Here is a 24,121-nt window from a genome sequence, read left to right on the forward strand (position 1 = left end):
TGTTGCCCGAACGCTGGCCACCCTTGAGCAACTTGGGGCCGCTCAATCGAGACATGCCGTTCTTGCTTACATGGGTGACGTTCCAGTTGACCGCCTCTTCATCCAGGCCCTTGAAATCACACACGAACAGTCCGAGCGCAACCTGGACCTCCGACGGCAACTCCTCCAAATCCGATGTGGCGACGTAGCCGGCTTCCCCGCCATCCGCGTTGAAGTTGTGCCACCAGGTGTCTTTCGTCAAAGCCGGGTCGTGTTTCACCTTCACTTCTTCCTGGGGTGCGTCCATGACTTTCTCCTCAGACGTGGTTGATCAGACGAGCGAACTGCAATAGTGCACCAAGGTCGGTAGTCCACCGCCTTGCCGGCGCAGGCCGAGTTCCCGCCATTGTGCAGCCTCGAACGCCAGCCGCGCTGCGCGGTTCTCGCGTACCGTCCACGCACTCAAGTTGGGCCAAACCCCGAGTGTTTGGCGCAACTGCAGCAACGCAGCGAGAGATGCGCGGCCATAGCCCTGGCCTTGGAGATCGGAGCGCACGAACAAACGCACCTCTTCGCGTACGACACCGATGCCTCCGACAATGCGCTGCGACTCTACGCAACGCACCAGCCATCTTGTCTCATCATCAACGGAGTGCGACCAGATTCGCTCAGCATGCCACGCACTGATGTGTCCGCTGCCACCAAACAGGGACGCTCGCAGCACCGAATCATCCAGCATGTCGGCCAGGAACACACGGGATTGGGCATCCAGCGAATCGAGTGTCACGATCTTCATCATTTTCCCTTTCCGAAAAAAAGGAATAGCCAATTATTCCCGGCGGATGGCCCGCCCTGCCAGACAACGGGCGAAGTTAGTTGGCCACGTCCCATTTAATTGCATAACATTTGTGGCGATTATTCAAGTATGCATCAAGACTTTAAACATGATGATGCCTAGAAGCCCCCATATCCCCAATTCCAGGGCTACTCCAAACAGAAATCCGAACGGCGCGTCGGCAGCAGTTGACTTGATAAGTTTTATTCCTTGAATCGAGACGACATATCCTCTAGAAATATTCAGGAATAATTTTACTATTTGCAAAGCACTAACCACTAAGATTGGCAAAAAGAATCCTCGCCGCATAACAACGAGCGCATGAGATCCATGCGCCGGCACATAAAGGTGAGCTAGCACCCAGAAAACAAGTAGATCAAGGAAAAGAACGCCGCCCATTGCGCCGTAGAATTTCATACCCTACTCCCACTTTGTCAAATATTTTTATCTGGAAACTTTCTAGATGGCTTCCGCAGTAGAAATTGCATCCAGATACTGCCGTATACAACAACAAAGGGATCAAGTTAATTTAGCGAGCCTGGACTTAAATGAACCTGACCCCTTATTTTATCGCGCAACGTCTTTATTGATCGAGGAGATTCGTGAGGAAACATCAGTTCCTGACAGTTTTGTCCGTGAAAGGATCAGGTAGGCGATAGTAAGGAATGCGATCAAGGCGCTCAGCTCCGCTGCTTTCGCGCTGACCATGGGAAGTATGCGGTACCAGTGGATGGCCGCGATGAAGACCGCCAGCGAAAGCACGGGAACTGCCTTGAGATACCAGGCAGACCATTTCTTCGGAAACAGTAAAGCAACCGCGACAGGTATCAAGAGAACATCGGCCGCCGCGCCGACCTCAAGAAAGCTCAGCCCCGCGTGAAAGCACTTCACCAATGGCCCGGAGTCGCAAAAAACATTCGCTACCACGAAGAGCCCAAGGCCGAACGAGGTGGCTAGTTGCACCGACCACACACACGCCGCAAGCAGGCCGAACCGGGCGACCTGCGCCCAGGTTTCCCGAAGGCGGCCCCGTTCTCTAGCCCGTAAAGCGAAAGCCGCTACTTCTAACTCGAGCCATCGCCACGCCATGGGCAGCGATCGCTTCGCATTTAATGACACCGAGTGAGCATCGACCACCTCATCAACCCGTGACGTGGCGATCCCAGGTGCGCCTCTGCCCTCCAACGCTTCAACGGCGCAGCCACGGTCCGCGAGCACCTCCAGCAACGCGGCCTCGGCATCCGGCAACAGCCCGCCGCCATGGTAACGAGCCAACAAGATGCTCGTATCCATTGCCCGATAATGATGAAAAAAATCCTGCGTCCGTCCAGTCACAGGGACATTCCTCTATAGGTACTTCTGGAGTCGAACGGGGTCAGGTTCAGTTACTAGCCAAGCTCATAAAAATTCAAACGACTGTAAGTGAACCTGACCCCGTTTTTTTGCTCCAAGCAACCGTTCGCAAGCGATCAAGTTGCGCCGCCCAGTGGGCTAAAAAATTGTCCCTGACACCTTTTCGGTCCCATATTTTTGTCGCGTCATCCAACATTCCATAACCTAGCACGTTGCTTTTTCAATAAACTCACGTTTTTATCCGAGCTATAGATTTTTACGCGTACATTATCCTTTGCATAGAAACTACGATCGCGAATAAAACTATAAGACCGCTTATCCACTGAACAAAGTAAGGCGCAATTGGAGGCAGCTAAAAGGCCAATAATATGAGGATCATCACAGTCCGTTCCGGCGGTCGCTTTAGCGACCACTTTCGTTATTCTGTCAACCGCTTCATCGCGTATGGAAATAGCCCGCCCAGCTTTTCGTAATTCAATAATAAATGCCAAGTAGCGATGAGCTTTGCTCAACTCTTTCTTATATCCCGTACCGCCGTAGACCACCTTTCCGACACCGGTTTCTACAAAAATTCGCACCGCGGCAAATTTTGAATGCTCATCGTTAGAAGTATTGAACACCCTAGCCAAACAATTTACATCAATGACGATCGCCATCAGACGTCCAAAAGCTTAAGTTGTTCATGGACGAAGAAATCACGAAATTCGCTTGGCTGATCAAGCGAATAGGAACCGTCTTCTAGAATGGGGATCGAGTGACAGCGATTCCCATCTTTTTCGCGCACAAAGAAAAGTATTTGCGCAGACGGCTTATCCTTTGCCTTATCAGCGTGCATTTCGATACGGTACCTGTCAATCAAGTAATCGGAATGGGTTTCCACAAAGAAGGAATGTTTGACACTTTTTGCAAGACTGTAGATAAGCCCCCCAAGTGCCGCCTGAGCCCGGGGGTGCAAATGAACCTCCGGTTGCTGTACAGCAAAAGCACGTGCTTTAGGACGTGTAAGAAACTCAACGACCAACGGCAACGCCTGCGAAACGCCGTAACCCACATTATTCATGTTGATTTCGGCGCCCGAAAATTTAACAATAATTTCAAATGGCGCCCGAGCATCGGTACCAAACGCGTGCGGAAAGATTGTCTCGAAGAGCCCGCTCGCCTTACCGAATTCGTCGAGTTTTTGCGCAAACTGCGTCGCTTTATTACCAGCCTTCAACGAACTTCGAAGGAGTAGAGGTGTATGTTCACCTTCAGGTGAATAACCATTAGAAACCCCATCATAAAAGCGCTTTGGTGCCGTGCGAATTGGAGCGATTGATGTGACAGAAAATCCATCCAAAAGAGGATCACCGAAAGGACTTTTATCCTCATCATTCACATCAAGTTCTTTATTGATAGATTGCAATAGAAATGGCAATGGCAATACGGAAGGAAATTCATTAGGAAAATCTTTGAATTTACCATCAGCCATCGACTCAGCCTGCGTCAAAATGGCGCCACCATCAACATTTCCTGACTTAGGCAATATCGTCGTAAACGGTGTAATTCGATATTTAGCATTCTTTTCAGAAAAATCAATTTCCAAAAATTTGCCATTCAAAAAAAGCTTATACACGTTCAGCTTTGGCGCGCCATCGTTGTCAACAAAGCGATAAATGCCGAATCTTATGGCCGTCTTGCGTTTATTTGGAACAACCTCAGCTGTCCCTATCTCAAAGAAAGAGCGATCTTTCGACCAAGCAGACACGAAGTCATCAAAGACCCCGTTTGCCGATGTATCTTTCATTACCAAATCTGGTAGCAAATAAAATTGAGATTGAGAGAGAATATTTATCGTTTTGAGAAAAGAACTCTTACCAGTACTGTTCTCACCGACCAGAAAATTCGTGTTACAAGTCGGAATGAATGCATCGGAGAATCCCCGAAAATTCCGCATAAATATATATCTCATAGCTTCTCCAAACTAATTTAGTTTTCTATCCGTAAACACAACTCTAAATATCGACAGGTGCGCGACGCGTGTTGCCCCCAATCAAACCATCGGCAACTTCAACCCCTGCTCCTTCGCACACTCCACCGCAATCTCATACCCCGCATCCGCATGCCGCATCACGCCGGTCCCCGGATCGTTCCACAACACCCGCGCAATCCGCTTATCCGCCGCCTCGGTGCCGTCGCACACAATCACGATCCCCGAATGCTGCGAATACCCCATCCCCACCCCACCCCCATGATGCAACGAAACCCACGTCGCCCCACCGGCCACATTCAACATCGCATTGAGCAACGGCCAGTCGGACACCGCGTCCGAGCCATCCTTCATCGCCTCGGTCTCGCGATTCGGTGACGCCACCGACCCCGAATCCAGATGATCCCGCCCAATCACCACCGGCGCCTTCAACTCCCCGTTGCGCACCATCTCGTTGAACGCCAACCCCAGCTTGTCGCGCAACCCCAGCCCAACCCAGCAAATCCGCGCCGGCAACCCCTGGAAGCTGATCCGCTCTTTCGCCATGTCCAGCCAGTTGTGCAGATGCTCATCGTCCGGGATCAGCTCCTTCACTTTCTGGTCGGTCTTGTAGATGTCTTCCGGGTCGCCGGACAGCGCGACCCAACGGAACGGGCCGATGCCGCGGCAGAACAGCGGGCGCACGTAGGCGGGCACGAAGCCGGGGAAGGCGAACGCGTTTTCGCAGCCGACGTCCTGCGCCATCTGGCGGATGTTGTTGCCGTAGTCGAAGGTGGGGATGCCCTGGGCGTGGAAGGCGAGCATGGCGTCGACGTGGGTTTTCATCGACAGCTTGGCGGCGCGCGAGGTGCCGACGGGATCGCTCTTGCGGCGCTCGAACCACTGTTCCACCGTCCAGCCCTGCGGCAGGTAACCGTTGACCGGGTCGTGCGCGCTGGTCTGGTCGGTGACGGCGTCGGGGCGCACGCCGCGCTTCACCAGTTCGGGCAACACGTCCGCCGCATTACCAAGAAGCGCGATGGATTTCGCTTCGCCAGCCTTGGTGTATTTGTCGATGCGGGCCAGCGCGTCGTCGAGATCGGTGGCCTGCTCGTCGACGTAGCGGGTCTTCAGGCGGAAGTCGATGCGGCTCTGCTGGCATTCGATGTTGAGGCTGCATGCACCGGCGAGTGACGCGGCCAACGGCTGCGCCGCACCCATGCCGCCGAGGCCGGCGGTGAGAATCCAGCGCCCCTTCAAGTTGCCGCCGTAATGCTGGCGGCCCATCTCGACGAAGGTTTCGTAGGTGCCCTGGATGATGCCCTGCGAGCCGATGTAGATCCACGAGCCGGCGGTCATCTGGCCGTACATCATCAGGCCCTTTCTATCGAGCTCGTTGAAGTGCTCCCAGGTGGCCCAGTGCGGCACCAGGTTGGAGTTGGCGATCAGCACGCGGGGCGCGTCGGCATGCGTGCGGAACACGCCGACCGGCTTGCCCGATTGCACCAGCAGGGTCTCGTCGTCTTCCAGTTCGCGCAGTGATTTCAGGATCGCGTCGAAGCACTCCCAGTTGCGCGCGGCGCGTCCGATGCCGCCGTACACCACCAGCTCGGCCGGGTTTTCCGCCACCTCCGGATCGAGGTTGTTCTGCAGCATGCGGAACGGTGCCTCGCTGAGCCAGCTCTTGCACGAAAGCTCGCTGCCGCGGGGCGCGCGGATGGTGCGGGTGGTGTCGATGCGGGTGGGTGCGTTCATCACGAAGGGCTCCGGTGAGTCAGACCACCGAGTATAGGTCAGCGGCCGGGTCGAACCGGAGGCTCACGGCGCCGCGGGCTTGCTGTCGATGCCGGTGTGCTTGCGCAGCGCCACCGCGGCGCGCATGCGCACGAGGATCTTCGCCATGTTCGGATCCTTGCCGAAGCGCGTCTGCAGCTGATCGACGGTGACATTCAACCCGCCACGCGGCTGCTGTTCCTGGATGCCGGCGCGCAGCAGCAGGCCGTAAGGATTCTGCGGCTGCTCGCGGATCAGCTGGTCGGCCACGGCCCAGCCCTTGTCCCAGTTCTTTTCCCAGTTGACGAACATGTCGCCGAGTTTGGACAGCGTGCGCATGTCGCCCGGGTTCAGTGCCAGCAGGGCGCGGAAATCCTGCTCGGCACGCCGGTAGTCGCCCTGCATCTCGTACGCGTTCGCGCGCGCGTCGAGCGCCCTCGCGTTGCCGGGCGAGCGGGCCAGCAACTGGCTGAGGTCGGCCGCGGCCCAGGCCGACTCGTCGTAGTCGACCAGGGCGAACGCCCGGTTCACGCGGGCGTCCTCGTCGCCGGGCGTGAAGCGCAGCGCTTCGGACTGGTAGATCAGGGCCATGGTCTGGTCGCGGTACTTGCTGGCCATCCGGCCGATGCCGAGCAGGTTGCTGCTGCTGGTCAGCTCGTCGACCGCATGCGGATACGCCGCCATCTCGTCCGCATCGCTGCAGTCGCAACGCCAGACTTGCTGGAACGGCCGCTCCGTCGACAGCACCTTCATCAGCGGATTGTTCGGCGCCCGGGCCCGCGCCTGCGCGGCCAACTGGTCCATCGCTTCGTATGAACCGCCCCAGTTCGGCTGGCGCGTCCACAGCGCCATGCTGTAGGTGGAATAGTCGTCGGGCACCGCCGCCAGCGCGTCGTGGATCGCCGTGTCGACATAGTCGCGCCCGTAACCCAGGCCGCCGGCGTGGATCAGCGCGGCGTAGCTGGGGGTGACCTTCGGGTTCAGCGCGATCGCCCGGCGCAGGTCGCTGTCGGCCTGGGCCAGCAGCTTGTCCATCGCCTGCAGCTGGCCGTCCGGCGTGTCCTGAACATAGCGCTCGCCGCGCGCTTCGGCGGCCATCGACACGTAGGCCGTGCCGCTGGCCGCGAACGCGAACGCGCTGTCCGGCGCCTCGCGTTTCCACGCATCCAGGATGGGCCGCACCTCGAACGAGCCGTTCTGGAACGCGTCCTGATAGATGCGATCGAGCAGGCCACGTGAGTTCGGATCGGTTTGTTGCGCATGCAGGGCCGCGGCGAGGCGACGATCGAGCTCGGCCGCCTTGCCCTGTTGGATCAGCGACTGCGCCTCGGCGAACGTGAGCCGCGGTTGCAGGCGGTAGTGGCAGTAGGCGACCACGGCATCGCGCGACCAGTGGCTGTCCGGCGGGTCGGGATAGGCAAGGCAACGCTGCAGCGGATCGGCGATCGCCTCGGCTTTCTTCAGCGCGGCGATGAACGCATAGCCCTGCTCGCGGGTGAACGTGTGCGCGGGCAGCGACGAGGGGCGGTGGTGCGGCTTCGCCGCCTGCGCCTGCACCATCTGCCGAACCTGCGATTGCACAAGGTGCATGTTCCAGATCCACTCGCCCAGACCCAGCAGGATCAGGGCCGCTATCAGCAAACCGCGTTGCAGTGCAGTCATGCGGGCCTCCCCCAGCCCTGGCGACGCCGACGATCATACTGCGCCGGCCGCACCTGTCGGGGCCGGCGCTGCCCACCCCTGCCGTCCTGCACTGGCCACCGGCGCGGGCAAGGGGAATCCTGCGCCGGCGGGTGGTCCGCGGGGAGCAGGCTGATGACATTGCGATGGCGTGGGGTGCTGTTGCTGGCGTGCGTTGTCGCCCCGGTGATGGCGCAGGCAGCGACGCCGGAGTGCGCGGTATGGCAGCGCGAGTTGTCGTTCGCACAGAGCGTGCAGAAACACGATGCGGCGGCGTTTGCCGGGCATGTGATGGCCGATGCGGTGTTCGATGCGAACTCGCCGCAGCCGACGCGCGGTCGCGCCGCGATCATCCAGCACTGGGCGCCGATGATCGCGGGCAGGACGATGCGCCTGGACTGGTATCCGCAACAGGTCGTGGTGAGCGGCGATGGCACGCTGGCGTATTCCAGCGGTGCCTACCTGTTCGAGAACATGGCACCGGGCGCGAAGCGGCGCTACACGATCGGTCGGTTCGCGACGACGTGGCGGCGCGCGGTGGACGGTGTGTGGCGCGCCGCGTTCGATGGCGGCGACGAAGGCAGGCCGGCGAGCGCGACGGAAGCAAATGCATTCCGCGCCGGCCGCGTGACTGCGTGCCCACGCAGCGACACTGCCGCGCTGCCCGTCATCCGGCATTGACGCGTGCAGCACGGACGCATGCGGTATTGATGTCCGAAAACGGCGAGTCTGCACGACGTGGCAGTGCTAGCCTCAAGGCCATGAATCCCGCCCCTTCCCTGCCCGCGACATCCATCTGCGAACAGGCCCGACGCAGCCGCGACGCGCGCTTCGACGGGCTGTTCTTCGTTGCCGTGAGCAGCACCGGCATCTACTGCCGCCCGGTCTGCCCGGCGCGAACCGCGAAGCGCGAGAACGTGCGCTATTTCGCGAACGCGGCGGCGGCGGAGGTGGCCGGCTATCGACCATGCCTGCGCTGTCGTCCGGAGCTGGCGCCGGGCAGCGACGAAGGGCAACGCGGCAACCGGGCGGTGGCCCGCGCATTGAAGCTGATCGAGGCCGGCGCACTGGGGGAGCAATCGCTGGACGCACTGGCCACCCAGGTCGGCGTGGGCACGCGGCAGCTGCGCCGGCTGTTCGTCGAGCATGTCGGTGCGCCGCCGATCAGCGTGCACACGACGCGCCGGCTGCTGTTCGCCAAGCAGCTGCTGACCGAGACGGCGCTGCCGGTGACGGAAGTGGCGCTTGCGTCCGGCTTCCGCAGCCTGCGCCGGTTCCACGCCGCGTTTGCCCAGGCGAACCGGATCGCGCCGCGCGAATTGCGCCGGCATCCGCGCGCGATGGCGGGCGCGCCGCTGCGGTTGCGGCTGGGCTACCGGCCACCGTATGCGTTCGATGCGCTGCTCGCGTTCCTGCGCACCCGCGCGTTGCCCGGCGTGGAACAGGTCGACGATCACAGCTATGCACGCGTATTCGGCCCGGCGGACACGCCGGGCTGGTTGCGCCTGCGCGCGTGGCCGGGTGGCGAACATGCGCTGCAACTGGAATTGCATTGCCCGCAGCCGACGCAGATTCTCGGCGTGGTGACGACGCTGCGCCGGATGTTCGACCTGGATGCGAACCCGCAGGCGATCACCGACACGTTCCGCGCCGACCCGATCCTGGGCCCGCTGCGCCGGCGCGAACCGGGCCTGCGCCTGCCCGGTGGCTGGGACGGTTTCGAGATCGCGGTGCGGGCGATCCTCGGCCAGCAGATCAGCGTGGCGGCGGCGCGTACGCTGGCGAGCCGGATCGTGCAACGCTGGGGCGCGCCGTTGCCGACGGCGCCGTGGCCCGACCTGGCCCGGCTGTTTCCGACGCCGGCCGCGCTGGCCGCCGCGGATCTGCGCGAGGTCGGGCTGACCACCGCGCGCGCTGCGACGATCAGCGGCATGGCGCAGGCCTTGCTGGATGGCCGCGTGGATTTTCGGGCGGGCCAGTCGCTGGACGAGTTCGTGGCGCGCTGGGTCGCGCTGCCGGGCATCGGCCCGTGGACCGCGCACTACATCGCGATGCGCGCGCTCGGCGATCCGGACGCGTTCCCCGCCGCCGACCTGATCCTGCGCCGCGAGGCGACGACGTCCGCCACGCCGCTGGGCACGAAGGCGCTGACCGAACGGGCGAACCGCTGGCGCCCGTGGCGCGCCTATGCCGTGATCCACCTTTGGCGCGGTGCCGCGGACACGCCACCACGCCCACGCAAGACGGAGACGATGGCATGACCGCTGGCCCCGACACGATCTGGTACGACGAGATGGACAGCCCGGTCGGCACGCTGCGCCTGGTGGCGGACCGGCATGGCCTGCGCCAGGTCTGGTTCGAGCGCGAACGGCACCCGAAGCAGGCGCACCCGGGCTGGCTACGCGCGGCGGCGCCACTGCAGTTCGCCCGGGTGCAACTGGAGGAATATTTCGCCGGCCAGCGCCAGCACTTCGAGCTGCCGCTGCACCCGGTGGGCACGCCGTTCCAGCTGGAGGTGTGGCAGGAGCTGGGACGGATTCCGTACGGCATCACGATCAGCTACGGCGAACTGGCCCGGCGCATCGACAAGCCGCTGGCGGTGCGGGCGGTGGGCGCCGCGAACGGACGCAACCCGCTGCCGATCGTGCTGCCCTGCCATCGGGTGATCGGCGCGGATGGCAGCCTGACCGGCTTCGGCGGTGGCCTGCCCACGAAGCGCTACCTGCTGAACCTGGAACAGCGCATCGCGCACGGCGACCTGTTCGGTTGAGAGGTTGTGAGTTCTTTCAACCTCTCAGGTCGGCCATGAGGACCGAGCCTGAAGCAGTCATGCAAGTGACTGTTTCATGTGAGCGAGTCCGGGCGTGTACCGGGCTCGCGATAGAAGAAAACCACAGGACGTGGCTTTCTTCACAGGCTCCAGGAGGAGCCGCGCGGCTTAACCGCCCTGCGCGGAGGTCGGCAGCGCCTTCGGCACGACGCGGGGCAAGGGCTGCACGTTCTGCTGGTCGCGCTGGCGGTCGAGCAGATCCTGTTGCGCGGCGCGGTCACGGTCGCGCTGCGCCTGCTGGGCCTTGTCCAGCTGCTCGAGCGCACGCGGGTCATTCGCGGACGGTCGCTTCGCGGTGTCCTGCACGGCATTGTGCAACTGCTGCTGCAGCTGGCTCTGCTGCAGGTCGTCGCGGGTCTTCTGCTGTTGTGCAGCCTGCTGGAACCGCACACTGGGCGACACCGGCCGGATCACCGGCTGCACGGTGGACTGCCATGCCGCCGCCGTGCCCGGCGGAACGAGCGCCACGAGGCCGGCCATCAGCAGGCGTGTCGTCCGGGAATAACGATCGAGACGTGTATTGGTCATGAGGGTGCGCGATCATGTGCAGTTGGTTTCAATGCATCTTAAGGTTGTCCGTATGAAAATCCTGTTTCGCCTGCTGCTCTGCTCCCTGGCAGCATTCAGCTTCGGTTGCGCCACGCAGCGCCCCGCAACGACCACCACGCCGGCCGTCGTCGCCGCGACGGGCAAGCCCGCCCCGCTGCTGCTGATCTCCATCGACGGCTACCGCCACGACTACATGCAGCGCGGGCTCAGCCCGACCCTGGCGATGCTGGCCCGCGGCGGCGTGCAGGCCGCCTCGATGCAGCCCGCGTTTCCGTCGCTGACGTTCCCGAACCACTACACCCTGGTCACCGGCCTGACCCCGGACCACCACGGCGTGGTCAACAACACCATGTTCGACCCGCAGCTGGGCAAGTTCTCGCTGAGCAGCCGCAAGGCCATCAGCGACGGTCGCTGGTGGGCCGAGGGCACGCCGATCTGGGAAACCGCCGACCAGCACGGACTGCGCACGGCCACGATGTTCTGGCCCGGTTCGGAAGCGGACATCCACGGCCATCGTCCGGATCACTGGCTGGCCTACGACGGTGCGGTCACCCCGGCCCAGCGGGTCGACCAGGTGCTGGCGTGGCTGGACCTGCCCGTCGCCGAGCGGCCCAGCTTCCTCACGCTGTACTTCGACGGGGTCGATCACGCCGGCCACACCTACGGCCCCGATACGCCCCAGGTGAACGAGGCGCTGCGCGAAACCGACGCGGCGCTGGCGCAGCTGGTGGGCGGACTGAAGCAGCGCGGCCTGTTCGAGCGGATCAACCTGGTCGTGGTGTCCGACCACGGCATGGCCACCGTGCCGGAAGCGAACAACGTGATGATCGACACGCTGATCCCGCTGGACCAGGTCCACGCGGTGAGCCTGGGCATCCTGGCCGGGTTCAATCCGAAGTCGGACAACGCCGAGGACCGCGCCGCGTTCCACCAGATCGAACGAACCCTGGAACAGCCGCAGGCGCACATGCAGTGCTGGGACAAGAGCCGCGTACCGGCGCGACTGGCCTACGGCCACAACGCACGCGTGCCGCAACTGCTGTGCCTGGCGGACGTGCACTGGCGCATCACCACCACCGACTACGCGGCGAAGCGCAAGGGCCGGGTGAGCCTGGGCGAACACGGCTTCGACAACGCCGAGCCGCTGATGCAGGCGATCTTCGTGGGCCACGGCCCCGCGTTCCGCATCAACGCAAACGTGCCGGCGTTCCCGAACCTGGACGTCTATCCGCTGATGACCCATCTGCTGGGGATTCCCGCCGCGGCGAACGACGGCAGCTATGACGCCGTGAAAGGCATGCTGAAACCCGCGTCACGCTGAGCCTTTCTCCCTCCCCTGCACGCAGGGGAGGGTTGGGGTGGGGTTCGCTCTTCCCGCCAGTCCTGCAAGATCAAAAGCACCCCCTCCCGACCTCCCCCTGCCAGCAGGGGGAGGAGGAGTGCAGGCCCTACCCCATCGCGCCCTTGCTCATCGGCGTGGGCGGCGTCGCCACGTTGACCAGCGGGGCCAGGCGGAACAGCCACAGCGCGATCAGCAGCCCGGCCAGCACCAGCGCGCCGACGAACAGCGCCACGCCGTTCCAGCCGTGCGATGCGTAGAACAGCCCGCCGCTGGCCCCGGCGATGCTGGAGCCCATGTAGTAGCAGAACAGGTAGACCGACGCGGCCTGCGCCTTCGCCGCGCCGGCGCGACGGCCGACCCAGCTGCTGACGATGGAGTGGCCGCCGAAGAAGCCGAACGTGATCGCCACGATGCCCAGCATCACCAGCAGCAGCGGCGTGGTCATGGTCAGCGCCACGCCCAGCAGCATCAGCGCGAACGCGGTCCACAACACCTTGCGCCGACCCAGCTTGCCGGCCAGGTGTCCCATCCACGCCGAGCTGAAAGTGCCGATCAGGTAGATGCCGAAGATCAGCCCGACCACGGTCTGGCTGAGCTTGTACGGTGGCGCCAGCAGGCGGTAGCCGAGATAGTTGTAGACGGTGACGAACGCGCCGAGCAGCAGGAAGCCCTCGACGAACAGCCATGGCAGGCCGCGGTCCCGGAACATGCCGCCGAAGCGGGCCAGCAGGCTGCGCCAGCGCAGCGGCTGCCGCACGAAGTGCCGCGACGGCGGCAACATGCGCCAGAAGATCAGCGCGGCCAGCACGCCGACCAGGCCCACCGTTGCCACGCCGATGCGCCAGCCGAAGAAGTCCGCCAGCACGCCGGAGATCAGCCGCCCGCCCATGCCGCCCACCGCGCTGCCGCTGATGTACAGGCCCATGCCCAGGCCGACCGATTCCGGGTGCATCTCCTCGCTGACGTAGGTCATCGCCACGGCTGGCAAACCGCTCAGGGTCAGGCCGAGCAGGCTGCGCACGAGCAGCAGCGCGTTCCAGTCCGGCATCAGCGCGGTGACCAGCACCAGCACGGCCGAGGCCAGCAGCGAGGCGACCATGATCGACTTGCGTCCCCATGCATCGGACAAGCCGCCGGCAAACAGCATCGCGAACGCCAGCACGCCGGTGGTCAACGACAGCGACATCGCCGCGCCGGCCTCGCTGACCTCGTAGTGGCGGCTGAACTCGGGCATCAGCGGCTGCACGCAGTACAGCAGTCCGAACGTGGCGAAGCCGGCGGCGAACAGGGCAAGGTTGGTGTGACGGAACGCGGGCGTGCCGTGGCGGATGTACGGAGCCGGCTCCGCCTGCTGGTTCATGGTGTCGGTCTTGCCTGGGGACGTGGGCATCGCGCAAGCATAAGCCGCTCAGGCGCTGCGATCACCGCGCAGCACACGCACGGCCTCGTCGTCACCCGCCGCACCGCGGCCGCTGACCCAGCCGAACAGCGCGATGCCCACGATGATCGCCAGCGCGCCGAACAGCGCGTAGCCACGCGGCCACGCTTCGCCGAGGAACAGCACGCCCAGCACGGTGGCGAACAGCAGCTCGGCGGCCTGCATCGCCTCCACCGCGGCCAGCGCGGTCGGTGCGCTGCGCACCATGTCGGTGGCGCGGAAGAACAGGATGGTGGCGATGGTGCCCGAGGACAGCGCCACGCCACCGGCCAGCAGCGCCTCGCGCAGGCTCGGCGGGCCGACGGTGAACCAGGCGATCACCGCGAACAGCAGCCACAGTGGCCAGCTGCACAGCGTCATGCCGAACACGCGCTGCACCGCGTTCAACTGCGTCGGCCCCTGCTCCAGATGCAACAGCAGTTGCCGATTGCCCAGCGGATAGGCGAATGCGGAAAGCACCACCGCGCCGATCGCCAGCCAGTCGCCGGCATGCAGCCGGCCCTGGGCGTGACCCCATTGCAGCGCGAACACGCCGGCCACGATCAGCGCGCCGATCGCCAGCGTGCGCCAGGCCAATCGCGCCCGTTCGTCGCGATAGATCAGCGGTGCCAGCAAGGGGCCGGCCAGCACGGTGGTCTGGAAGCTGCCGGCGATCAGCCACGACGGCCCGCTGCTGGCCGCCCAGGTCAACGGCACGCCGAACAGCGCGAAACCCACGCCGCTCCACAGCAACCACGGCCGCGCATGCCGGCGCAATTCCCCCGGCAGTTCACCGAGCCCGCCCTGGAACGGCAGCACCACGGCCAGCATCGGCAAGGTCAGCAGGTAGCGCAGGATCACCGCCCATGCCCAATGCCCGCCACCGGCGACCAGGCTGCGGTTGAGCACGTAGGTGAGCGTGAAGAACAGCGCCGAGCACAGCGCCAGTCCCACCGCGAGCAAGGCATTCGAACGCATGCAGGCACGCCGACAGAAAAACGGAGTGTGGCAAATCGCATCGGGCGTGCGTAGGGGCCAGCGCCGCCGATGCCGGCGGCGCGGACTTCGGAGGCGTCAGCGCCAGTAGCCGCCGACCCAGACGCGGCGGGGGCCCCAATGACCGGGCACCCAGACCCGGGCGTGGACAGGCTCCACCACCCTCACGCGGGCGACCGGGCGCGGCGCGGCCACGATGCAGCCGGTGAGCGAGGCACTGCCGGCCAGCAGCACGCCGAGGGCAAGGCAGGAAGTGATTCGACGCATGGGACACTCCATTCGTGGCAGGTGTCCGTCAGAACGCCGCTGTCGTCCACGCCGATGACGCCGGGGCGGGCAGTCGATGGCCGGCGTTCATTTTCCGCCGTGCTGCCTCAACGCGCCGCCAGCGCGCCCACCGCGGCGCGGTAACGTGCCGCGATGGCGGCCTCGTCGCGATGCCTGAAGTCGCGCACCTGCCAGCGGCCGCCGACCATCACGTCGCGCACCAGCGGCGTGTTGCCGGAGAACAGGAAGCTGTCGATCAGCGAACGCGTGTCGCGGGCGGCCAGCAGCGGCGAGGCGTCATCCAGCACGATCAGGTCGGCGCGGGCGCCGGCGCGCAATTCGCCGACCGGCGCGCCGCTGGCCCGGGCACCGCCGGCAAGAGCAGCCCGCCACAGCGTCTCGCCCACGCTGTCGCCCTGCTGTCGCGCCGCGATGTTGCGGTGGCGGGTGGCCAGGCGCTGGCCGTATTCCAGCCAGCGCAGCTCTTCCACCGGCGAGATCGAGATGTGCGAATCCGAACCGACGCCGAGCGTGCCGCCGGCGTCGAGGAAGTCGGCCAGCGGAAACAGGCCGTCGCCCAGGTTCGCCTCGGTGGTGGGACACAGGCCGGCGACGGCGCCGCTGCGCGCCAGCTGCGCGGTTTCCGCCTCGGTCAGATGGGTGGCGTGCACCAGGCACCAGCGCTCGTCGACATCGGCATGCTCGAACAGCCACTCGACCGGACGGGCGCCACGGGTGGCCAGGCAATCCTGCACTTCGCCGATCTGCTCGGCGATGTGGATGTGGATCGGACCGGTGCGGGCCAGCGGGCTGGCCAGCACCTCGGCCAGCGCCTGTTCCGGCACCGCGCGCAGCGAATGCAGCGCGATGCCCACGCGCACCGCGTCGTCTTCATGCGCGCGCAGGCTTTCCAGCAGGCGCAGATAGCCGTCCACCGAATGGCCGAAACGGCGCTGCCGCGCGCTGAGCGCCCGGCCGTCGAAGCCGCCGCTCATGTACAGCACCGGCAGCAGGGTCAGCCCGATGCCGGCCTCGCGCGCCGCCTCGATCAGCGCCAGCGACATCGCCGCGGGCTGCGCGTACGGCGTGCCGTCGGGCTGGTGGTGCAGGTAGTGGAATTCGCAGACCCGGGTGTAACCGGACTTCAGCATCTCGACGTAGAGCTGGCTGGCGATCGCCTTCAGCTGCTCCGGCGTGATCGCCGCGGCGAACGCGTACATCGTCTCGCGCCAGCTCCAGAAGCTGTCTTCGGCCTTGCTGCGACGCTCGGCCAGGCCCGCCATCGCACGCTGGAACGCGTGCGAATGGAGGTTCGGCATGCCCGGCAGCACCCACGAGCCGATCGGGGCCTGCGGCCCGGCGCAGTCGAGCAGCGCACCGGCGGACGACAGCCCGAACCGGTCATCGGCCAGCCAGCCGTGGCCGCGCCAAAGCTGCCCGGCTTCGAAACCCGAAGGACTCGCCCACTCGCTCATCACGTTCGCTCCGCATCGAATGGTGCAGTGTAACCGGCGCCCCGCTCCGTCTTCACCCGAGCGCAAACCGACCGTGCACAGGCCCATGAGCAAGAAAACCAGCGAAAACACCCCGAAACTGCTGTTGCGCCAGGCCCGCCTGGACGACGTGCCGCAACTGGCCGAGCTGACCGCGCGCATCTACACCGCCGAGTGGGGCCACTCGCCGGAGATGCTGCGCTCCCAGCAGACGCATTTCCCCGAAGGCCAGTTCGTGGTCGAGTACGAAGGCAAGGTGGTGGGCTACTGCGCCACCTTCCGCATCGACGAGGAAACCGCGCTGGCCCCGCACACCTGGTCGCAGATCACCGGCGGCGGCATGGGTTCGCGCCACAAGCCCGACGGCAACTGGCTGTACGGCATGGAAGTGGTGGTGCACCCGGACTATCGCGGCATGCGCATCGGCCAGCGGCTTTACCACGCGCGCAAGCGCCTGTGCACCGACCTGAAGCTGCGCGGTATCGTGTTCGGCGGGCGCATCCCCGGGCTGGCGAAGAACATCCAGCGCTACGGCAGCGCCGAGGCCTACGTGCAGGCGGTGGCGGAAGGCAAGCGCCGCGACCTCACCCTGAGCTTCCAGCTCAACAACGATTTCGAGGTGATCGGGCTGCTGCGGGCATACGTGCCGTCGGACCACGATTCGCTGGGCTACGCGGTGCACCTGGTCTGGCGCAACCCGCGCCTGCTCGACCAGCCGGACATGCCGCCGATTCCCTCGCCCCGGCACCTGCCCGATTCGGTGCGGGTGGCCTCGGTGCAGTACCAGCAGCGCAAGATCACCTCGTTCGAGGAGTTCGCCACCCAGGTCGAATACTTCACCGACATCGCCGCCGACTACAACGCGGACTTCGTCACCTTTCCCGAGCTGATCACCCTGCAGCTGCTGTCGATCGAGAACACCGAGCTGTCGCCGTTCGAGTCGATCCGCAAGCTGAGCCAGTACACGCCGCAGGTGAAGGAGCTGTTCAGCCGTCTGGCCGTCCATTACAACATCAACATCATCGCCGGCACGCATCCGACCGAGCAGGCCAACGGCGACATCCACAACGTCTGCTACGTGTGCCTGCGCGACGGCTCGCTGCACGAGCGCGAGAAGCTGCATCCCACGCCCAGCGAACGCAACGTGTGGAACATCTCCGGCGGCGACAGCGCCGCGACGATCCTCACCGACTGCGGCCCGATCGGCGTGATGATCTGCTACGACTCCGAATTCCCCGAGGTGGCCCGCCACCTGACCGACCAGGGCGCGCTGATCCTGTTCGTGCCGTTCTGCACCGACGTGCGCGAGGGCTACCTGCGCGTGCGTTACTGCTCGCAGGCGCGGGCGATCGAGAACCAGTGCTACGTGGTGCTGTCCGGCAACGTGGGCAACCTGCCCGGCGTCAACAACTTCGACATCCAGTATGGCCAGAGCTGCATCCTCACGCCCAGCGACTTCCCGTTCGCCCGCGACGGCATCGCGGCCGACTCCACGCCGAACATCGAGACCGTGCTGTTCGCCGACCTGCGCCTGGAAAGCCTGGCCCGCGCCCGCAACGCCGGCGCGGTGACCAACCTCAAGGATCGCCGCTTCGACCTGTACGAGACGCGGTGGCGGCCGCGCTGAGGGAAGGCCGGGAGCGGGGCGCACCCCATCGCCAGTCACGGCTCTGCGATAATCACGGACATGCCCAAGTCTTCCGAACCTGTTTCAACCTCATCGAACCCGCGCCTGCGGGCACTGCTCGGACACGAGTTCTTCGCGCCGCATCACTGGAAGCGCCGGCTGGTGCTGTGGTTCGGCGCGATACTCGTGGCGCTGGCGGCGATCCTGTTTGCCAAGGCAAGCGTGTGGTCGTACCAGCTGTTCCTGCGCATCCTCGACCACGGCGTCTGGATTCCGCTGATCCTCACCCCGATCGTGTTCGCCCTGCTCGCCCGGGTCACCGAGGGCCGGTTCCGCGCAACGCGGGGCAGCGGCATTCCCCAGGTGATCGGCACGTTGCACATCGAGGACGAAGGCTTTCGTGCGCGGATGCTGGCGCTGCCGATTGCCGCGGGCAAGATGGCGCTGACCCTGATCGCGCTGGCGGTGGGCGCGTCGATCGGCCGCGAAGGACCGACCGTGCACGTGGGTGCGGGCCTGTTCTACTCGCTGGGCCGGCGCTTCGGCTTCGATGATCCCAGGGCCGCTTCGCGTTTCATCCTGGCCGGTGGCGCGGCCGGCATCGCGGCGGCGTTCAACACGCCGCTGGCCGGCGTGGTGTTCGCGATCGAGGAACTGGCCGGCACCTTCGAGCACCGCTTCAGCGGCCTGCTGCTGACCGCGGTGATCATCGGCGGCGTGGTGTCGCTCGGCATCATGGGCAACTACTCATACTTCGGCGAGGTCGAGGCCAGCCTGCCGCTGGGCCACGCCTGGCTGGCGGTGTTGCTGACCGGGGTGATCGGCGGCTTGCTGGGCGGCCTGTTCGCGCGCCTGATCCTGCTGAGCCAGCGCGGCCCGCTGGCCCGCATCGGTCGCCTGCGCGCGCGCTGGCCGGTGGCGTTCGCGGCAGGCTGCGGGCTCACCCTCGCCGTGCTCGGCGTGTGCACCCACAACAGCATCTACGGCACCGGCTACGACCAGGCGCGGGCGATCGTGCAGGGCGCCGCGAACATGCCCGACCAGGGCTTCGGCATCGCCAAGCTGCTGGCCAACGTGGTCTCGTACTGGGCCGGCATCCCCGGCGGCATCTTCTCGCCGGCACTGGCGGTCGGCGCGGGCCTTGGCCAGAACATCGCGCACCTGTTGCCCGGCGTGCCCGCCGCCGCGGTGGTGCTGCTGGGCATGAGCGCCTACCTGGCCGGCGTCACCGGCGCACCACTGACCTCGGCGGTGATCGCGATGGAGCTGACCGACAACCAGGACATGGTGATCCCGATCATGGCGGCCTGCCTGCTGGCCCGCGCCGCCGCCTCGCTGTTCTGCCCCACGCCGGTGTACCGCGATTTTGCCGAGCGCATGGTGCAGGACTTCGAGCGGCAGCAGGCCAGCCAGCGCCCAAGCCAGGACGTGGTCTACGAACTGGCCGACGATACTCTGGACGAGACCGGCGACGTCGCGCCGACCTCAGTGCGCACCACCGCGTTCGACGAGCCGGCCACACCGGCCGACCCGCCACCACCCGCACAACCCTGATCCCTCCGCGCCGCCCCTTGCGCCGACCTCCGCCGGAACCCGATCGACATGAGCCACCCTCGCTGGGACACCTTGCTGATCAACGCGACGCTGGCCACGTTCGCGGGTGAGGCGCCGTACGGACTGATCGAACACGGGGCGATCGCGATGCACCACGGCCGCATCGCCTGGCTCGGCCGGATGGACGAGCTGCCCGGCGAACCCGCATCGCTGGCCGACGCGATCCGCTCGCTGGACGGCGCGCTGGTCACGCCGGGACTGATCGACTGCCATACCCACCTGGTCTTCGGCGGCGACCGCGCCCACGAGTTCGACCTGCGCCTGAACGGCGCCAGCTACGAGGAGATCGCCCGCGCCGGCGGCGGCATCGCCTCCAGCGTCACCGCCACCCGCGCCGCCAGCGAGGAACAGTTGCTGGCGCAATCGCTGCCACGCGCCCGCGCGCTGCTGGCCGATGGCGTGACCACGCTGGAGATCAAGTCCGGCTACGGGCTGGACCTGGACAGCGAGCGGCGCATGCTGCGCGTGGCGCGCCGGATCGGGCGCGAACTGGGCATCGGCGTGCGCACCAGTTTCCTGGGCCTGCACGCGCTGCCGCCGGAATACAAGGATCGACGCGACGATTACGTGGCCCTGGCCTGCGACGAGATGCTGCCCGCGCTGGCCGCCGAGGGCCTGGTCGATGCGGTGGACGCCTTCTGCGAAGGCATCGGCTTCAGTCGCGAGGAGACGCGCCGCGTGTTCGAACGGGCGAAGCAGCTCGGCCTGCCGGTGAAGCTGCACGCCGAACAGCTTTCCGACCTGGATGGCGCCGCCCTGGTCGCCGAGTACGGCGGCCTGTCGGCCGATCACCTGGAACACCTCGGCGACAACGGCATCCGCGCGATGGCCGCGGCCGGCACCGTGGCAGTGCTGCTGCCGGGCGCGTTCTACGCGTTGCGCGAAACGAAACTGCCGCCGATCGAACGCCTGCGCGAGCACGCCGTGCCGATCGCGATCGCCACCGACTGCAACCCCGGCACCTCGCCGCTGCTGTCGCTGCGCCTGGCCGCCGGCATGGCCTGCACGCTGTTCCGCCTGACACCGGAAGAGGCATTGCGCGGCGTCACGGTGCATGCGGCGCGTGCGCTGGGCCTGCGCGATCGCGGCACGCTGGCGGTCGGCCAGCGCGCCGACCTGGCGGTGTGGCAGGCGAAGCAGCCGGCGGAACTGTGCTACTGGATCGGCGGACAGCTGCTGCGCGGGCTGTGGATCGGCGGCGAATCAGTGCCGGCGTAGCGCCGCCTCGACGCGGGCGGTCAGCGCGTCGAAGAACGCCAGCGGCAACTGCGCCCGCACCGGCACCCGGAACCAGTCCGGGCGGGCGAAGCCGGCGCACTTCACCGCGTCCTTGTCGGTCATCAGCAGCGGCAGCTGGTCACCGAAGGCGAGATCGCCCGGGACAAACGCATGGTGGTCGGCAAACGGGTGTCCGATCACCTCGATGCCCGCGTCGCGCAGACTGTCGAAGAATCGCTGCGGGTTGCCGATCGCGGCGACGGCATGCACGCGCTGGCCACGGAAGGTCGCCAGCGACTGCCGCCGCCCGTCGGCCAGGGCGACGACGTCGCCGCCGTGCAACTGCATCGGATACTCGCCGGGCTCGGCGACGCCACCATTGCATACGCGCAGGTCGACGCGCTGCAGCCGGGTGAGCGGTTCGCGCAAGGGACCGGCGGGCAGCAGGCGGCGATTGCCGAACCGGCGCACGCCGTCGATCACGCAGATCTCCACGTCGCGCGCCAGCCGGTAGTGCTGCAAGCCGTCATCGGCGAGCACCACGTCGCAGCCGGCGTCCAGCAGCAACTGCGCCGCGGCGGGACGATCGCGACCGATCGCCACCGGCACGCCGCTGGCGTGGATCAGGCAGGGTTCGTCGCCGACCCGCGCCGGGTCGGGCGCAGCGCCGAGCAGCAGCGGTTCGCGCTGGGTTCCGCCATGGCCGCGGCTGACCACGCCGGGACGATGGCCGCGCTCGCGCAGGGCTTCGACCACGGCGATCGTCAACGGCGTCTTGCCGGTGCCGCCCACGCTGAGGTTGCCGATCACCACCACCGGTGCGGCCAGTCGCACGCTGCGCAGCACGCCGCGCCGGAACAGCAGGCTGCGGGTGCGGGTGACGGCGCCGTACAGCAGCGCCAGCGGCGCCGTCCACCACGGCGCCGGGGCGCCGCGATACCAGGCTGATTCGAGCGTGTCGATCAGCGCCACGGCCGCTCCTCAGTCGCCGGCCTGGTCGGCCGCATGGTCATGGAACTGCATGCGATGCAGCGCGGCGTACTGGCCGTCCAGCGCGATCAGTTCGGCATGCCTGCCCCGCTCGATGATGCGGCCCTGATCCATCACCGCGATCTGGTCGGCGCCTTCGACGGTGGACAGGCGGTGGGCGATCACCAGGGTGGTGCGGTCGCGCATCAGCCGTTGCAGGGCCTGCTGGATCAGCTGTTCGGATTCGGTGTCGAGCGCGCTGGTGGCTTCGTCCAGCACCAGGATCGGCGCGTTCTTGAGGATGGCGCGGGCGATCGCGATGCGCTGGCGCTGGCCGCCGGACAGCGTGTTGCCGCTCTGCCCGATGCGGGTGTGGATGCCGTCGGGCAGGCGCGCGATGAACTCCATCGCGTTGGCCGCCTCGGCCGCCGCGACGATGTCGGCCTCGCTGGCGCCGGCCAGCTCGCCGTAGGCGATGTTGTTGGCCACGGTGTCGTCGAACAGCACCACGCTCTGGCCGACCCAGGCGATCTGCCGGCGCAGCGACGGCAGCGTGTATTCCTGGTAGTCCATGTCATCGAGCACGATGCGCCCCGCACCGGGCTCGTAGAAGCGCGGCAGCAGGCTGACCAGGCTGCTCTTGCCGCTGCCCGAACGGCCGACCAAGGCGGTGACCGTGCCCGGCGCACAGGCCAGGTCGACGCCACGCAACGCTTCGTAGTCGCTGTTCGGATAGGTCAGCCGCACGCCCTCGAAACGCAGGTCGCCACGGGTACGCGCCAGCTCGCGCGTGCCGTGGTCGACTTCGGGCGGCAGGTCGATGACCTCGAACAGATCCTCCGCCGCCGACAGGCCGCGCTGGATGTTCGCCTGCACCTGGGTCAGCCGCTTCAGCGACGGCATCATCGCGCCCATCGCGGTCAGCACCGCAATGAACACGCCCGAGGAAATATGGTCGATCACGCCCGGCCGGGTACCCAGAAAGACCAGTGCCGCCAGCGCAAATGCGGCGACGGTCTGGATCGCCGTGCTGGACGTCGCGCTGGTCGCGGCGATCTTCAGGTTCAAACGGCGGGCCTGGTGGGTGACCTGGTCGAAGCGCGCGGCCTCGTGCTGCTGGCCGCCGTAGATGCGCACTTCACGATGCGCACCAACCGATTCCTCCACCGTGCCGGTCACCGAACCCATCATGCCCTGGATGCGCCGGCTGATCAGCCGGTAGCGGCGGCTGACCACGGTGGCGATCAGCACGATCGGCGGAATCATCACCAGCAGGGTCAGCGTGAGGTAGGCGCTGTTGTGCAGCATCACGTAGAACATGCCGATCACGGTGACGCCTTCGGTCACCGCCACCTTCACCGCATCGGTCGAGGCCGAGGCCACCTGTTCGCTGGTGTAGGTGATGCGCGAGATCTGCTGGCCCGATGGTTCGCGGCCGAAGAAGGTCGCCGGCAGGCGCAGGTAGGAAGCGAACACGTCGTGCTGCATCGCCTGCACGATGTTGCGTCCGATGTAGGCAATGCCGTAATTGCTGACGAAGGTGCCCAGGCCACGGATACCGAAGATCGCGATGATCCAGATCGGCATCCAGAAGATCAGGTACGGGTCCTTGTCGAGGAACAGGTCGTCGAACATCGGCCTGAGCAGGTTGGTGAACATCGCCAACCCGCCACCATCCACCGCCATGCCGAGGATCGCCACCAGGCCCACCGCCCAGTAGCGCCGAGTATAGCCGAGCAGCCGCCCATAGACGCGCCGGCTGTCGGCATCCCACGCCCCGCCCTTGCGCTTGCTCACTGCGCCGCGCCCGGCTTGGTCGGCGTGGTGGCGATCGACAGCCGGGTGAAGCCGAGCTGGCCCAGCGCGTCCATCGCGGTGACCACGTTCTGGTTCGGCGTCATCGCATCGGCCCGGATCGTCACCGGGCGGTCGCGGTCGTCACCGGCGTTGCGCGCGATGGTCTGCTTCAGCGCCTCGATGCCCTCGCCCATCACCTCGTCGCTGCCCACGAAGAAACGGCCGTCGCGGTCGATCATGATGGTCAGCACCTGGGTGTTCAGGTCGCGATCCTGGGCGCTGGCCTGCGGCAGGGTCACCTGCATGCGCGAGTGCTGGATGAAGGTGCTGGTGAGCACGAAGAACATCAGCAGGGTCAGCAGCACGTCGATCAACGGAATCACGTTGATCTCGAAGTCGTCGCCCCGGCGGTCGTTGCTGATACGCATCGGTGT

At 65.7% G+C, this 24,121-nt stretch carries 23 protein-coding genes; 7 read left to right on the forward strand and 16 right to left on the reverse strand.

Annotation, left to right across the window (positions count from 1 at the left end; translation table 11 throughout):
* The 8 genes from UU7_RS10250 to UU7_RS10270 form a co-directional block, all read right to left on the reverse strand.
* A partial coding sequence (locus UU7_RS10250; RefSeq protein ID WP_007807998.1) for a hypothetical protein occupies positions 1-286 on the reverse strand: 286 nt, incomplete at its 3' end.
* 24 nt (positions 287-310) lie between these two features.
* Positions 311-778: a GNAT family N-acetyltransferase gene (locus UU7_RS10255; RefSeq protein ID WP_007808000.1), complete on the reverse strand. Its 468-nt coding sequence runs from the start codon at positions 776-778 to the stop codon at positions 311-313.
* Between the two features lie 120 nt (positions 779-898).
* Positions 899-1,231 carry a hypothetical protein gene (locus tag UU7_RS18390; RefSeq protein WP_157582142.1) on the reverse strand — a complete coding sequence of 111 codons (333 nt, stop codon included), beginning with the start codon at positions 1,229-1,231 and terminating at the stop codon, positions 899-901.
* Between the two features lie 150 nt (positions 1,232-1,381).
* Positions 1,382-2,107 carry a hypothetical protein gene (locus UU7_RS10260; protein WP_007808002.1) on the reverse strand — a complete coding sequence of 242 codons (726 nt, stop codon included), beginning with the start codon at positions 2,105-2,107 and terminating at the stop codon, positions 1,382-1,384.
* 245 nt (positions 2,108-2,352) lie between these two features.
* Positions 2,353-2,823 carry a hypothetical protein gene (locus UU7_RS18395; RefSeq protein ID WP_157582145.1) on the reverse strand — a complete coding sequence of 157 codons (471 nt, stop codon included), beginning with the start codon at positions 2,821-2,823 and terminating at the stop codon, positions 2,353-2,355.
* On the reverse strand, positions 2,823-4,118 hold the full coding sequence (locus tag UU7_RS17695; protein ID WP_007808004.1) for an AAA family ATPase: 1,296 nt from the start codon (positions 4,116-4,118) through the stop codon (positions 2,823-2,825). Before UU7_RS17695 ends, UU7_RS18395 begins: the two co-directional genes overlap by 1 nt.
* Before the next feature lie 81 nt (positions 4,119-4,199).
* Positions 4,200-5,870 carry a urocanate hydratase gene (gene hutU, locus UU7_RS10265; protein WP_007808006.1) on the reverse strand — a complete coding sequence of 557 codons (1,671 nt, stop codon included), beginning with the start codon at positions 5,868-5,870 and terminating at the stop codon, positions 4,200-4,202.
* Positions 5,871-5,933: 63 nt separating this feature from the next.
* Positions 5,934-7,550, reverse strand: coding sequence for a tetratricopeptide repeat protein (locus UU7_RS10270; RefSeq protein WP_007808008.1), 1,617 nt, complete (start codon positions 7,548-7,550; stop codon positions 5,934-5,936).
* A 153-nt stretch (positions 7,551-7,703) separates the two neighbouring features.
* Between UU7_RS10270 and UU7_RS10275 the strand changes: the two genes are divergently transcribed.
* From UU7_RS10275 to UU7_RS10285, 3 genes are all read left to right on the forward strand, one after another.
* Positions 7,704-8,249: a YybH family protein gene (locus UU7_RS10275; protein WP_040673269.1), complete on the forward strand. Its 546-nt coding sequence runs from the start codon at positions 7,704-7,706 to the stop codon at positions 8,247-8,249.
* A gap of 80 nt (positions 8,250-8,329) precedes the next feature.
* Complete coding sequence (locus UU7_RS10280; RefSeq protein WP_007808011.1) at positions 8,330-9,829, forward strand: DNA-3-methyladenine glycosylase 2 family protein; 1,500 nt, start codon at positions 8,330-8,332, stop codon at positions 9,827-9,829.
* Complete coding sequence (locus UU7_RS10285; protein ID WP_007808013.1) at positions 9,826-10,338, forward strand: methylated-DNA--[protein]-cysteine S-methyltransferase; 513 nt, start codon at positions 9,826-9,828, stop codon at positions 10,336-10,338. Before UU7_RS10280 ends, UU7_RS10285 begins: the two co-directional genes overlap by 4 nt.
* Before the next feature lie 168 nt (positions 10,339-10,506).
* On the opposite strand, the gene UU7_RS10290 is transcribed toward UU7_RS10285, so the two are convergent.
* Positions 10,507-10,926 carry a hypothetical protein gene (locus UU7_RS10290; RefSeq protein WP_040673271.1) on the reverse strand — a complete coding sequence of 140 codons (420 nt, stop codon included), beginning with the start codon at positions 10,924-10,926 and terminating at the stop codon, positions 10,507-10,509.
* A 52-nt stretch (positions 10,927-10,978) separates the two neighbouring features.
* Between UU7_RS10290 and UU7_RS10295 the strand changes: the two genes are divergently transcribed.
* Positions 10,979-12,268, forward strand: coding sequence for an alkaline phosphatase family protein (locus UU7_RS10295; RefSeq protein ID WP_007808015.1), 1,290 nt, complete (start codon positions 10,979-10,981; stop codon positions 12,266-12,268).
* A gap of 127 nt (positions 12,269-12,395) precedes the next feature.
* Here the strand turns inward: UU7_RS10295 and UU7_RS10300 are convergent, their stop codons facing one another.
* The 4 genes from UU7_RS10300 to UU7_RS10310 form a co-directional block, all read right to left on the reverse strand.
* Positions 12,396-13,679, reverse strand: a complete 1,284-nt coding sequence (locus tag UU7_RS10300; protein WP_202946801.1) for an MFS transporter — start codon at positions 13,677-13,679, stop codon at positions 12,396-12,398.
* Between the two features lie 18 nt (positions 13,680-13,697).
* Positions 13,698-14,684: a multidrug resistance efflux transporter family protein gene (locus tag UU7_RS10305; RefSeq protein WP_007808017.1), complete on the reverse strand. Its 987-nt coding sequence runs from the start codon at positions 14,682-14,684 to the stop codon at positions 13,698-13,700.
* A 96-nt stretch (positions 14,685-14,780) separates the two neighbouring features.
* Positions 14,781-14,969, reverse strand: a complete 189-nt coding sequence (locus UU7_RS18400) for a hypothetical protein (protein WP_007808018.1) — start codon at positions 14,967-14,969, stop codon at positions 14,781-14,783.
* Between the two features lie 107 nt (positions 14,970-15,076).
* Positions 15,077-16,444 carry a formimidoylglutamate deiminase gene (locus UU7_RS10310; RefSeq protein WP_007808019.1) on the reverse strand — a complete coding sequence of 456 codons (1,368 nt, stop codon included), beginning with the start codon at positions 16,442-16,444 and terminating at the stop codon, positions 15,077-15,079.
* Positions 16,445-16,529: 85 nt separating this feature from the next.
* Here UU7_RS10310 and UU7_RS10315 point away from each other — a divergent pair, with 85 nt between their 5' ends.
* From UU7_RS10315 to hutI, 3 genes are read left to right on the forward strand one after another with little or no spacing between them, the layout of a single operon-like run.
* Complete coding sequence (locus tag UU7_RS10315; protein ID WP_007808021.1) at positions 16,530-18,089, forward strand: bifunctional GNAT family N-acetyltransferase/carbon-nitrogen hydrolase family protein; 1,560 nt, start codon at positions 16,530-16,532, stop codon at positions 18,087-18,089.
* 60 nt (positions 18,090-18,149) lie between these two features.
* Positions 18,150-19,643 (forward strand): chloride channel protein, encoded by a 1,494-nt coding sequence (locus UU7_RS10320; RefSeq protein ID WP_007808023.1) that lies wholly within the window; start codon positions 18,150-18,152, stop codon positions 19,641-19,643.
* Between the two features lie 48 nt (positions 19,644-19,691).
* Positions 19,692-20,921, forward strand: a complete 1,230-nt coding sequence (gene hutI / locus UU7_RS10325; protein WP_007808025.1) for an imidazolonepropionase — start codon at positions 19,692-19,694, stop codon at positions 20,919-20,921.
* Here hutI and lpxK read toward each other — a convergent pair.
* Genes lpxK through UU7_RS10340 form a run of 3 tightly spaced genes read right to left on the reverse strand, consistent with a single transcriptional unit; the run spans position 20,907 to position 24,115 of the window.
* Positions 20,907-21,893, reverse strand: coding sequence for a tetraacyldisaccharide 4'-kinase (gene lpxK, locus UU7_RS10330; protein WP_007808027.1), 987 nt, complete (start codon positions 21,891-21,893; stop codon positions 20,907-20,909). The two genes, hutI and lpxK, sit on opposite strands and share 15 nt — an antisense overlap.
* A gap of 9 nt (positions 21,894-21,902) precedes the next feature.
* On the reverse strand, positions 21,903-23,687 hold the full coding sequence (msbA, locus tag UU7_RS10335) for a lipid A export permease/ATP-binding protein MsbA (RefSeq protein WP_007808029.1): 1,785 nt from the start codon (positions 23,685-23,687) through the stop codon (positions 21,903-21,905).
* Positions 23,684-24,115, reverse strand: coding sequence for an ExbD/TolR family protein (locus tag UU7_RS10340; protein WP_007808031.1), 432 nt, complete (start codon positions 24,113-24,115; stop codon positions 23,684-23,686). The genes msbA and UU7_RS10340 overlap by 4 nt, the downstream gene beginning before the upstream one ends.
* Between the last annotated feature and the right edge of the window lie 6 nt (positions 24,116-24,121).

The sequence above is a fragment of the Rhodanobacter spathiphylli B39 genome, assembly GCF_000264295.1.
GTDB lineage: Bacteria > Pseudomonadota > Gammaproteobacteria > Xanthomonadales > Rhodanobacteraceae > Rhodanobacter > Rhodanobacter spathiphylli.